The sequence below is a fragment of the Lacrimispora sp. YZC11 genome (assembly GCF_057543815.1).
Window position 1 is genome coordinate 795831 of the sequence record NZ_BAAJYQ010000020.1, and the last position, 11314, is coordinate 807144.

14 protein-coding genes and 2 tRNA genes are annotated in these 11314 nt (G+C 46.9%); 14 read left to right on the forward strand and 2 right to left on the reverse strand.

Features of this window, described 5'->3' with window-relative positions; translation table 11 throughout:
* Nucleotides 1-81: 81 nt before the first annotated feature.
* On the forward strand, nt 82-1290 hold the full coding sequence (locus AC27IJ_RS25045) for an aspartate kinase (RefSeq protein WP_312447243.1): 1209 nt from the start codon (nt 82-84) through the stop codon (nt 1288-1290).
* A 14-nt stretch (nt 1291-1304) separates the two neighbouring features.
* Nucleotides 1305-1649: a DUF2752 domain-containing protein gene (locus tag AC27IJ_RS25050; protein WP_312447246.1), complete on the forward strand. Its 345-nt coding sequence runs from the start codon at nt 1305-1307 to the stop codon at nt 1647-1649.
* 3 nt (nt 1650-1652) lie between these two features.
* Here AC27IJ_RS25050 and AC27IJ_RS25055 read toward each other — a convergent pair whose 3' ends face one another.
* A complete protein-coding gene (locus AC27IJ_RS25055) occupies nt 1653-2048 on the reverse strand; it encodes a sodium:solute symporter (protein ID WP_312502907.1) in 396 nt (131 codons plus the stop codon).
* A gap of 252 nt (nt 2049-2300) precedes the next feature.
* Between AC27IJ_RS25055 and AC27IJ_RS25060 the strand changes: the two genes are divergently transcribed.
* The 9 genes from AC27IJ_RS25060 to ispD all read left to right on the forward strand — a co-directional run bounded on the left by AC27IJ_RS25060 (nt 2301) and on the right by ispD (nt 9908).
* Nucleotides 2301-4442, forward strand: coding sequence for a Tex family protein (locus tag AC27IJ_RS25060; RefSeq protein WP_312447249.1), 2142 nt, complete (start codon nt 2301-2303; stop codon nt 4440-4442).
* Between the two features lie 88 nt (nt 4443-4530).
* On the forward strand, nt 4531-5037 hold the full coding sequence (locus tag AC27IJ_RS25065) for a YcxB family protein (RefSeq protein ID WP_312447252.1): 507 nt from the start codon (nt 4531-4533) through the stop codon (nt 5035-5037).
* A gap of 3 nt (nt 5038-5040) precedes the next feature.
* On the forward strand, nt 5041-5466 hold the full coding sequence (gene tsaE / locus AC27IJ_RS25070; protein WP_312502912.1) for a tRNA (adenosine(37)-N6)-threonylcarbamoyltransferase complex ATPase subunit type 1 TsaE: 426 nt from the start codon (nt 5041-5043) through the stop codon (nt 5464-5466).
* Nucleotides 5467-6159, forward strand: coding sequence for a tRNA (adenosine(37)-N6)-threonylcarbamoyltransferase complex dimerization subunit type 1 TsaB (gene tsaB, locus AC27IJ_RS25075; RefSeq protein ID WP_312447258.1), 693 nt, complete (start codon nt 5467-5469; stop codon nt 6157-6159).
* A gap of 54 nt (nt 6160-6213) precedes the next feature.
* Nucleotides 6214-6648, forward strand: coding sequence for a ribosomal protein S18-alanine N-acetyltransferase (gene rimI / locus AC27IJ_RS25080; RefSeq protein ID WP_312447260.1), 435 nt, complete (start codon nt 6214-6216; stop codon nt 6646-6648).
* A gap of 246 nt (nt 6649-6894) precedes the next feature.
* Nucleotides 6895-7137 (forward strand): hypothetical protein, encoded by a 243-nt coding sequence (locus AC27IJ_RS25085; RefSeq protein ID WP_312447263.1) that lies wholly within the window; start codon nt 6895-6897, stop codon nt 7135-7137.
* Nucleotides 7138-7224: 87 nt separating this feature from the next.
* On the forward strand, nt 7225-8136 hold the full coding sequence (locus AC27IJ_RS25090) for a ribonuclease Z (RefSeq protein WP_487151284.1): 912 nt from the start codon (nt 7225-7227) through the stop codon (nt 8134-8136).
* Between the two features lie 10 nt (nt 8137-8146).
* The gene (gene tsaD, locus AC27IJ_RS25095) at nt 8147-9184 is read left to right on the forward strand and encodes a tRNA (adenosine(37)-N6)-threonylcarbamoyltransferase complex transferase subunit TsaD (RefSeq protein ID WP_312447267.1); all 1038 of its coding nucleotides are present in this window, start codon (nt 8147-8149) and stop codon (nt 9182-9184) included.
* 7 nt (nt 9185-9191) lie between these two features.
* Nucleotides 9192-9908 carry a 2-C-methyl-D-erythritol 4-phosphate cytidylyltransferase gene (gene ispD / locus AC27IJ_RS25100; RefSeq protein WP_312502916.1) on the forward strand — a complete coding sequence of 239 codons (717 nt, stop codon included), beginning with the start codon at nt 9192-9194 and terminating at the stop codon, nt 9906-9908.
* 28 nt (nt 9909-9936) lie between these two features.
* Here ispD and AC27IJ_RS25105 read toward each other — a convergent pair whose 3' ends face one another.
* Nucleotides 9937-10263: a helix-turn-helix domain-containing protein gene (locus AC27IJ_RS25105; protein ID WP_312447273.1), complete on the reverse strand. Its 327-nt coding sequence runs from the start codon at nt 10261-10263 to the stop codon at nt 9937-9939.
* A 283-nt stretch (nt 10264-10546) separates the two neighbouring features.
* Between AC27IJ_RS25105 and AC27IJ_RS25110 the strand changes: the two genes are divergently transcribed.
* The 3 genes from AC27IJ_RS25110 to AC27IJ_RS25120 all read left to right on the forward strand — a co-directional run bounded on the left by AC27IJ_RS25110 (nt 10547) and on the right by AC27IJ_RS25120 (nt 11221).
* A complete protein-coding gene (locus AC27IJ_RS25110) occupies nt 10547-10813 on the forward strand; it encodes a hypothetical protein (RefSeq protein ID WP_312447276.1) in 267 nt (88 codons plus the stop codon).
* 187 nt (nt 10814-11000) lie between these two features.
* Nucleotides 11001-11086, forward strand: a tRNA-Ser gene (locus AC27IJ_RS25115).
* A gap of 46 nt (nt 11087-11132) precedes the next feature.
* Nucleotides 11133-11221 (forward strand) — tRNA-Ser (locus tag AC27IJ_RS25120).
* The last annotated feature ends 93 nt before the right edge of the window (nt 11222-11314 follow it).

An 11314-nucleotide genomic window follows, 5' to 3' on the forward strand; every position in this document is an offset into this window, starting at 1 on the left:
AATAGCGGGCATTTAACAGGTTTATTAGCATACAGCAAAGCGGATCAGAATATCCGCTTGACTTTTCGCCAGGAGGCATCAATGTTAGTAGTGAAAAAATTTGGCGGTAGCTCCGTCGCAGACAAGGAAAGAATTTTTAATGTGGCAAAGCGCTGCATTGAGGAATATGAAAAAGGCAATCAGGTGGTAGTGGTTCTGTCCGCTATGGGAAAGACGACGGATGGTCTCATTGCAAAAGCCCTTGAGATAAATCCCAATCCTCCAAAGAGAGAGATGGATATGCTGTTAGCCACCGGGGAACAGATTAGTGTGGCCCTTATGTCTATGGCGATGAATTCTTTGGGAGTTCCGGCCGTTTCTTTAAATGCGGCCCAGGTGGCCATGCACACCACCTCTGCCTACGGAATGGCCAAATTAAAGCGGATAGATACGGAACGGATTCGGCATGAGCTGGAGGCCAGGAAAATCGTGATCGTCACAGGCTTTCAGGGGGTCAATAAGTACGATGACTTAACAACACTTGGCCGGGGAGGCTCCGATACAACGGCCGTGGCCCTTGCAGCCGCCCTTCATGCGGACGCCTGTGAGATCTATACAGATGTGGATGGTGTATACACCGCAGACCCACACATTGTTCCAAACGCGAGAAAGCTCCCTGAGGTTTCTTATGATGAAATGCTGGAATTCGCTTCCCTTGGAGCAAAAGTGCTCCATAACCGGTCTGTGGAGATGGCAAAGCGCTATGGAGTTCAGTTGGTTGTTCTGTCAAGTCTGACCAGGGCAGAAGGTACAGTTGTCAAGGAGGAAACAAAATTGGAAAGAATGCTGGTTAGCGGTGTGGCCGCGGATAAGAATGTAGCCCGTATTTCAGTGATCGGGGTCAAGAATACGCCTGGAATTGCTTTTAAAATCTTTAATCTCCTGGCAAAAAACAATATTAATGTGGATATCATCATTCAATCCATCGGACGGGAAGAAAGAAAGGACATTTCCTTTACGGTGGCAAAGACTGATTTAAAGGATACCATGGATCTGTTAAAGAAAAATAAGGACTCCATCACCGCCCAGGATATAACGAGTGAGGAAGGCGTTGCTAAGATTTCCATTATCGGTGCAGGGATGACAGGCAATCCCGGAGTGGCGGCAAAGATGTTTGAGGCCCTTTCCAGTGCGAATGTGAATATCAAGATGATCGCCACCTCTGAGATCCGGATAACGGTTCTGATCGATGAAGCGGATGTAAACCGTTCTATGAGGACGGTCCATGATGCCTTTGATCTGGCGGATTAAACAAAGGTGAAAAAATGAACTGGTTAAAAAAAATATTTGGCCTAGGGCTTCCTTGTCTGTTCCATTCCTTAACCGGGCTTTATTGCCCGGGCTGCGGGGGAACCCGGGCCGTCCGGTCATTGCTGCGGGGGGACCTGCGGATGAGTTTTCAGTATCATCCGCTGGTCCTTTATGCTGTTTTCGTGCTGTTTTTGGAATTGTTCTTATGGGCTTTCTCCAAAGGGCGGAAAACTCCCATGGATAAAAAAAGAGCCAGGATACTGATCCTGGCAGGAGCTGCTATTACTGTGGCTAATTGGATTTTCAAGAATTATATGCTGGTCATTAAAAGCGTGGATCTGCTCCCCCCTTTTAAGTAAACCCTATTCTCCGGAAGAAGAGGTGGATGAAAGGGCTTGGGAGGCAGTCTCAAAGACCTGTCTGAAATAATGGCCCATGGGCGTATTGGTATCCATGGTATCATATACAAAAATAATAAATAATGCCATCATAAGGCCGCAGACTGCAGAAATAACAGACAGGATCAGGCCAAGCTGGGCCTGCTGGGTAAAGGGTTTTCCCTGTCTGGAAAGCACGGCGCATGCGATGCCGATCAGTCCGAGAAACAAGCCGGCAGGCAGATTCCAGATGCTGAACAGGGGAAGACAGTCACTGGCCAGTCCAAAGCCACCCAGAAGAACAGACCAGAAGGCCAGAAAAGAGCCGGTTGGACGAATCTGGGGCAGCATTCCGTTATTGCTGTTATGGTTTTCTTCCATTCGTAATTTACCTCGTTTGCATATTGAGAAAACAAAAGATGTCTTCATAATCGGATGGATGGTGCGAAAAGCTGCACTTTTTATGGGAAGTCCAAAGGATATTTTCTCATAAACCATACTATTTTATGATTGTAGCACGAAAAGGCCTGCGTGTCCAGACGGGTCTTGCATAAGGAAGGCTGATGAATTATAATAGTAAATTGAACAAAGGTTGTAAGAAAAATGCAATTATGAAAAAATAAGGGGATCACCATGGATATAATTAAGGCATTACAAGAAGAACTTTCCATTGCCCGCGGACAGGTGGAGGCAGCAGTAAAGCTCATTGACGAAGGAAACACCATTCCGTTTATTGCAAGATACCGGAAAGAGGCCACCGGTTCCTTAAACGATGAGGTCCTGCGCAACTTAGATGAAAGGCTCCGCTATCTGCGGAATTTAGAGGAACGGAAGGAACAGGTCCTTTCCTCCATTAAGGAGCAGGAGAAGCTGACACCAGAGCTGGAAAAGAAGATTTTAGAAGCTCAGACTCTGGTAGCTGTGGAGGATTTATATCGTCCCTATAAGCCCAAGAGAAGGACAAGAGCCACCATTGCAAAGGAAAAGGGGCTGGAACCTCTTGCGGACCTTATCATGCTTCAGATGATAAAGACTCCTTTAACAGAGGCGGCGGCAGAGTACATTTCCGAAGAAATGGGTGTTTCTTCCACGGAGGAAGCCATAAACGGGGCAAAGGACATCCTGGCGGAGCGGATTTCCGACAATGCGGAATACCGTACCTATATCAGGAATGCCACCATAACCCAGGGAAGCCTTCAGGGGTCGGCGAAAGATGAAGAAGCGGAATCCGTATATGAAATGTATTACAATTATGAGGAAACCATAAAAAAATCTGCAGGCCACAGGATCCTGGCTTTAAACCGGGGGGAAAAAGAGAAGATTCTTACGGTAAAAATACTTGCACCTGTAGAGCAGATTTTACGGTTTCTGGAAAAGCAGGTAATTGTAAGGGACAACCCCTACACCGCGAACGTCTTAAGAGAAGTGATTTCCGACAGTTATGACCGTCTCATAGCTCCGGCTATTGAGCGTGAGGTAAGAGGCTCTTTGACAGAGCAGGCAGAGACTGGGGCGATCCGGGTGTTTGGAAAGAACTTAGAACAGCTTCTAATGCAGCCTCCCATTACAGGACGGGTGGTCCTGGGCTGGGACCCGGCATTTAGGACCGGCTGCAAGCTGGCAGTTGTGGATGAGACAGGAAAAGTCCTTGATACCATAGTCATCTATCCCACAGCACCCCAGAACAAAGTAGAGGAAGCAAAGGCTGTTTTAAAGAAGCTGATCAAAAAATACCACGTTTCCCTGATTTCTGTTGGAAACGGAACCGCCTCCAGGGAATCGGAAGCAGTGATTGTGGAATTATTAAAGGAAATACCGGAGCAGGTTCAGTATATCATCGTAAATGAAGCAGGTGCTTCTGTTTATTCCGCCAGCAAGCTTGCCACGGAAGAGTTCCCTGAATTTGATGTGGGCCAGAGAAGCTCCGCCTCTATTGCAAGAAGACTGCAGGATCCCCTGGCAGAGCTGGTTAAGATCGACCCAAAATCCATTGGAGTAGGACAGTACCAGCATGATATGAACCAGAAGCATTTAAGCGAGGCCCTTCAGGGTGTTGTGGAGGACTGCGTAAATAAGGTGGGAGTGGATTTAAATACGGCTTCTGCTTCCCTGCTGGAATATATCTCCGGAATTTCAAAGCCCATTGCGAAGAATATCGTGGTTTACCGCGAGGAAAACGGAGCATTTGCCAGCAGGAACCAGCTTTTAAAGGTTCCAAAGCTTGGACCGAAGGCATACGAACAGTGTGCAGGCTTTATGAGGATCCAGGGGGGGAAGAATCCCTTAGACAAAACCAGCGTTCACCCTGAAACCTATGAAGCGGCTAAAAAGCTTTTGGCAAAGCTCGGCTATGATCTGACGGAGCTGGCTCATGGAGGCTTAAACGGAATCGGTAAAAAGATCCTGGATTATAAGGCACTGGCGGCCCAGTTGGAAATCGGTGAGATTACCTTGCGGGATATTGTAAAAGAACTGGAAAAACCGGCAAGGGATCCAAGAGACCAGATGCCTGCCCCTATTCTCCGTACCGATGTAATGGAGATGAAGGATTTGCAGCCAGGCATGGTATTAAAGGGAACCGTAAGAAATGTCATTGACTTTGGTGCCTTTGTAGATATCGGCGTCCATCAGGATGGCCTTGTCCATATTTCCCAGATGTCGGATAAATTCATTAAACATCCTCTGGAAGCGGTCAGTGTGGGGGATATCGTTGAAGTTAAGGTCATAAGCGTGGATGTACAGAAGAAGAGAATCGCCCTGACCATGAAATTATAATAGGAAGCTTGATTCGCCTGGCGGCTCGCCAAAGAGAAGAAAGTTGTGCCAGGAAATGCTGTGCCAACCGCACAGAAAGGAGGAGAATATGGAAGAAAAAGATCCCATTGAAATAGAAGTGAAATTGACGGCAAAGGATTTGTGGAAGTTTTCCATGTACCATTCCTATCAGGGACTGCAGGGGCTTTTTAATATTATTTTCAGCGCTGCCGCTGTTTTTCTCCTGATTACTACATGGAGTTCCAATTCCACCTCATACCGGGTGCTGCTGATCATTTGTGCTCTGATGTTTACGGTCTGGCAGCCGGGCATTCTTTATTTAAAGGCTCTTAAGCAGGCAAAGAGTCCTGTGATCCAGAATGCTATGACCCTCACCTTTGGTGAGAATGGAATTCTGGTTTCCCAGGGAGAGGAAAATCTGGAGATTACCTGGGAAAACATAGGTAAAGTAGACCGTAAAAGTGATATGATGATCCTGTATATGGACCGGGTTCACGCCTATCTGCTGCCTGATTCCGTAACCGGAGATAAAAAGACGGCTATCCGCGGGCTTATCAAAGAGAAACTGCCTCCTGAAAGGCGAAAGAGGATATAAATTATGGTAATAGAAAGCTGGAAGCCAGAAGAAACCTATGAATTTGGGAAAAAACTGGGAGAGGAAGCCGAGCCTTCCTCGGTATACTGCTTAAATGGGGATTTGGGAGTAGGAAAGACCGTATTTACCCAGGGGTTTGCATCAGGCCTTGGAATCAAGGAACCGGTAAACAGTCCCACCTTTACCATTGTCAACCAGTATGAGGATGGGCGCCTGCCTTTCTACCATTTCGATGTGTACCGGATCGGCGATATCAGCGAGATGGATGAGATCGGATATGAAGACTGTTTTTACGGAGAGGGAGTAAGCCTTATTGAATGGTCCAATCTGATTAAAGAGCTTCTTCCTGACCATGTAATGACCATAACCATCGAAAAGGATATGGAAAAAGGTTTTGATTACAGGAAAATAACCGTGGAGGGAATGTAAATGAGGATACTTGGAATTGAAAGCTCGTCTTTGGTGGCTTCCGTTGCCGTGGTGGAGGACGAGGTACTGACTGCGGAATATACGGTAAATTTTAAGAGGACCCATTCCCAGACCCTTCTTCCCATGTTGGATGAAATTGTAAAAATGGTAGAACTGGACTTAGAAACCATGGATGCCATTGCGGTATCCGGAGGACCTGGTTCCTTTACCGGGCTGCGGATCGGCTCTGCGACAGGCAAGGGCCTTGGCCTGGCTTTGAAGAAACCCCTGGTTTCCGTGCCTACTGTGGATGCCATGGCTTATAACTTATACGGAAGCGCTTACCGGGTCTGCCCTATCATGGATGCCAGAAGGAACCAGGTATATACCGGCATTTATGACAACAGGGAAGGGTTTTCCGTGATTAAGGAACAATGCGCCATGGATATTGGAGAATTGGTGGAAGAATTAAATGCAGCCGGACAAAAGGTGATTTTTTTAGGAGACGGAGTTCCTGTATACAAAAAGCAGATAGAAGAAAAGATAACGGTTCCCTTCTTATTTGCTCCGGCACATTTGAACCGGCAGCGGGCGGCGGCGGTTGCGGCTTTAGGAGGCCGGTATTATGAGGAGGGAAAGACCCTTACGGCGGCGGAGCATTCCCCTGTTTATTTAAGAAAGCCCCAGGCAGAGCGGGAACGGGAGGAAAAATAGCCGTTCGATGAACCATCAGGTGAGTCGAACTTCCATGAGAGGGGGGAGAAGCTCATGGTTCATGAAATGAGACAGTCGGATGTATTTGGGGTCGCTGAAATAGAGCGGCTCTGTTTTTCAGATCCATGGTCCTTGAAATCTGTCAAAGAGGGCCTGGAAAGCAGCCTTGATACCTGGCTTGTGCTGGAAGAAGAGGGGCAGGTTTTAGGGTACTGCGTCTTCCGTATCATCGCCGGGGAGGGAGAACTGCTTCGGATCGCTGTTTTGCCTGCGTACAGGGGGAGGGGCCTTTCGAAGAAACTTATGGACCGGCTGGTGGAATCTTCCAGAGAAAATGGAGTAAAATCCTTGTCTTTGGAGGTCCGGGAAAGTAATAAAAGAGCCAGAAACCTTTATAGATCCTATGGATTTGAAGAGGAGACCATCCGTAAAAATTATTACCTTAATCCTTTCGAAAATGCCATTATTATGTGGAACCGCCGGATATGAAACATTTACCACTAAAAATAAGGGGAAACACCGTTTATAATGTAGGGGTATCCAGTAAGGATGCCCTTTTTCCTGTTTTCGGATGAGGAAAAACGGAAACAGGGCCTGACTGGTAAGTGCGAAAAAGGAAATACCCTACGGGTATCCCTTTATGCCCGAAAAGCAGGGCGATTAAGTGGGAACACCCTACGGGTATACCTATATGCCCAAAAAGCATGGGCAGTAAAATGGAAAGGTGAGAGGAAGATGAGAAAGTACAAAAACGGTGGTCAGCTTGAAACAGTTGTGTGTAACTGCTGTGGCAAAAAAATTATCGTGTCAGAAGGTGTAGCCAGGGAGGGGGTATTAAGCGTCAATCATACCTGGGACTTTTTCTCCGAGAAGGATGGGGAAATCCATCATTTTGATCTGTGTGAGGAGTGCTACGATGCCATGATTCAGGAATTCAAGATTCCTGTAGAAGTAGAAGAACAGCTGGAATATTTATAGTTGCTAATTCCCTCTGCTTTGTGATATGATTTTATGAGGCGGTTTTTTGCCGCTGTTCATTGATAGAAACCAAAGCGAGGAAATTTTATGTTGGATATATGTTTGCTGGGAACCGGAGGAATGATGCCTCTGCCATACCGGTGGCTGACAGCCATGTTGGCCAGATGCGGTGGCAGTGATCTTCTCATTGACTGCGGAGAAGGAACCCAGATTGCGTTAAAGGAAAAGGGCTGGAGCCCGAAACCCATTGACATCATTTGTTTTACCCATTATCACGCCGACCATATCAGCGGTCTTCCGGGACTTCTCCTGACCATGGGCAATGCGGAAAGGACAGAACCCCTGACTCTTATCGGGCCAAAGGGCTTAGAGCGTGTGGTGGGTGCTCTGCGGATCATTGCGCCGGAGCTTCCTTTTGAACTTAAATTCATCGAGCTTTCTGAGAATAGGGAGCAGGTAAAGATCGGGCCTTATGTGATCGATGCTTACCGGGTGAACCACAATGTTGTTTGTTATGGTTATTCCATTTCCATTCCAAGGACAGGCCGGTTTGATGTAGACCGGGCCAATGCAGCCGGTATACCCCAGAAGTTCTGGAGCCGTCTGCAAAAAGGGGAAACCATTGAAGAGGCCGGAAAAACCCTGACTCCTGATATGGTCTTAGGTCACGCAAGACGAGGGCTTAAGGTTACCTATTGTACGGATACAAGGCCGGTTCCTGTAATTGCGGAATATGCAAGGGAGGCGGATCTTTTTATCTGCGAAGGTATGTATGGAGAGGAAGGAAAAGAAACAAAAGCCAGAGAATATAAGCATATGACCTTTTATGAGGCTGCCAGGCTGGCAAAGGAAGCTCAGCCCAGGCAGATGTGGCTGACTCATTACAGTCCTTCTCTTACCAGACCGGAGGAATACATGGACAAAGTCCGGGAAATCTTTCCACGCGCCAAAGCGGCAAAAGATGCCTGGACCCTGGAGCTGGAATTTGATGAGGAGTGAGGGAGCGGCAATGAAAAAGAATCATACAGAGGAAGATGTCTATATACTTGCAATTGAAAGTTCCTGTGATGAGACGGCGGCCGCCGTAGTAAAGAACGGAAGAGAGATCCTTTCCAATGTGATCTCCTCTCAGATCGCCCTGCATACATTATATGGGGGCGTTGTGCCGGAAATCGCATCCAGAAAGCATATTGAAAAAATGAATCAAGTGATAGAAGCAGCCCTTCTGGAGGCAGGGCTGTGCCTGGAGGATATGGACGCCATAGGCGTTACTTATGGTCCGGGCCTTGTGGGAGCGCTCCTTGTAGGTGTTGCGGAAGCAAAGGCCATTGCCTATGCTGCGGGCAAGCCGCTGGTGGGCGTCCATCATATTGAAGGACATGTATCGGCCAACTTCATTGAGCATCCGGATCTGGAGCCGCCATTTTTATGCCTGATTGTATCCGGCGGCCATACCCATCTTGTCATTGTAAAGGATTACGGTGAATTTGAAATCCTGGGCCGTACCAGGGATGATGCGGCAGGAGAAGCATTTGACAAGGTGGCAAGAGCAGTGGGTCTTGGATATCCGGGAGGCCCGAAGATTGACAGGGCAGCCAAGGAGGGAAATCCCCATGCCATCAAATTCCCGCGGGCAAAGGTGGAAGGGAACATTTACGATTTCAGCTTCAGCGGCTTAAAATCTGCGGTATTAAACCACATCAACCATGCGGGCATGATTGGAGAAGAAATCAATGTTGCTGATTTAGCGGCATCCTTCCAAAGTGCGGTCGTGGACGTGCTGGTAAGTCATACGATGGATGCGGCAAAGGAATATGGATTTAAAAAGGTTGCCATAGCCGGTGGTGTGGCTTCCAATTCCGCCCTGCGGAAAGGGATGAGCCTTGCATGTGAAAAAGCCGGTATTACCTTTTACTATCCATCACCCATTTACTGTACGGATAACGCAGCCATGATCGGTACAGCGGCTTATTATGAGTATATTAATGGCTCGAGAGCCGGTTGGGATTTAAATGCAGTTCCCAATTTAAAGCTGGGTGAGAGGTGATAGTCGGATGGAAGACAGGGGGAGAACGGCAGCGGTCATATTGGCAGCGGGAAAAGGGACACGCATGGAAAGCCAGGTGCATAAGCAGTACCTGGAGCTCTTTGGGAAACCTTTGCTGTATTATGCGCTTCATGCCTTCGAGAACAGTTCGGTAGATGAGATCATCCTGGTGACCGGTCCGGGAGAGTCCGGATATTGCCAGGAGGAGATCATAGAGAAATACGGTTTTAAAAAGGTTACCGCAGTTACAGAAGGTGGAAAGGAACGGTATCATTCCGTATACGAAGGGCTTAAGGCAGTTAATAACTGTGAATATGTCTTAATCCATGACGGGGCCAGACCCTGCGTGACCGGAGAGATTATAGAGGCCGCTTCCGATGCAGCCAGAATGTACAGAGCCTGTGCGGTAGGGATGCCTGTAAAGGATACCATCAAAATTTCCGATATAAATGATTTTGCAGCCATGACACCGGACCGGAACAGTCTATGGCTGATTCAGACTCCTCAGGCCTTTGAATATGAGCTGGTGCTTCGGGCTTATGAAAAGCTTATGTCATCGGAACAGTATCAGGGGGGAGTAACGGATGATGCCATGGTGGTAGAAACCATGACTCAGGAAAAGGTAAAATTGATTCGGGGCGATTATACCAACATAAAGATTACAACACCGGAAGACATGGAAATTGCCGGAGTGCTGATAAAAAGAAAACACCGGGAAAAATAAAAGGAATGCTGTAGGTGCAGCTTCCTTTTTATTTTTTCCCTCCTGATTTTAAAAGATCCTTAACGATCAGATGAAGGTGGTCAAGCTGCTCCCGGTTTAAATGCTGTGCATCCTCCATTAGTTCTTTGACTTTTGCAGGGCTGCTGATGCCGCGAGAGAAAAATTCGGCTGGCTCAATGTCCAGATATTCGCATATATAGAAAAAACCCATCATGGACGGAAGAGCCAGTCCATTTTCTATTTTATGGATATATGTGGGATTCTGCCCGAGAGACAGACTCATGTCACGTGCAGACACGCCCTTTTGAGCTCTGAGCTCCGAAAGGCGTTTGGAAAAATTGAAATCTATATACATAGGTAACTCCTCCTGTTTCCATAGTATTGCATTATATGAAATATATGTAGTAAATAATGCAATCCATCACTTGACATGTTGCATTCATTACAATATTATTAGTTATATAAAGTATTTAATGTATGATTATACAGAAAAGTCCGCCATGCGGGTGGGCAGCTTCCGAATATTGCCGGCGGCTGCATGAGAAGAAACACCCTGCGGGTATACCTTTACACCCGATAAAGCGGGGTGGGCTCTGCCCGGAACGCATGGGCAGGAAAGATGAAAGAAGGTACGGTAGATGAAAACTGAAGATAACAGGATAGAGAAGGACAAAAACGCCAGGCTTGGGCTTTTGGACCGGATAGCGGCGAATTCGGGCTGCATGTACCTGTCAGATTTAAGAAACTGTATTTCTATAAGATGCTGTTGCTTTGCTATTGCCGAAATACCGGCAGAAGATTATCCAGTAAAAGTATGGGAAGATGCAGTCAGTTATATAACAGGCACAGAAGTAGATTTTAAGACAGCTGAAGAAGCAAAACAACGGCTTTTGGAGTATTTCTGAGACTTAAAAATATAATTTGAAAAAAATGTAAAAATGTGTTGACAGAACAAACAAACAATGATAAACTATCCAAGTTGCAGCTGATAAGTGCAGCGAAACAAGCAGTATGGGTCTCCAAGAGATTTGGAAAATAGAAAAAAGTGCTTGACAAAAGCATGGACTTCTATTAAAATATAAAAGCACATTTGGAGAGGTATCGAAGTGGTCATAACGAGGCGGTCTTGAAAACCGTTTGTCCGCAAGGGCGCGTGGGTTCGAATCCCACCCTCTCCGTTGGCAGGTTTTTAGCCGCTAATAACTATAGAAGAATCAGCTAATTGCAGAAGTACCCAAGCGGCTGAAGGGGCTCCCCTGGAAAGGGAGTAGGCCGTTAGTAGCGGCGCGAGGGTTCAAATCCCTCCTTCTGCGTCAGCATCAAGGAAGCGAACCTTCCGGCAGATGCACAGCACTTTGAAAACAGAAGATTGAACAGTATGTAAAACCCTGAAAATTCTAATAAAA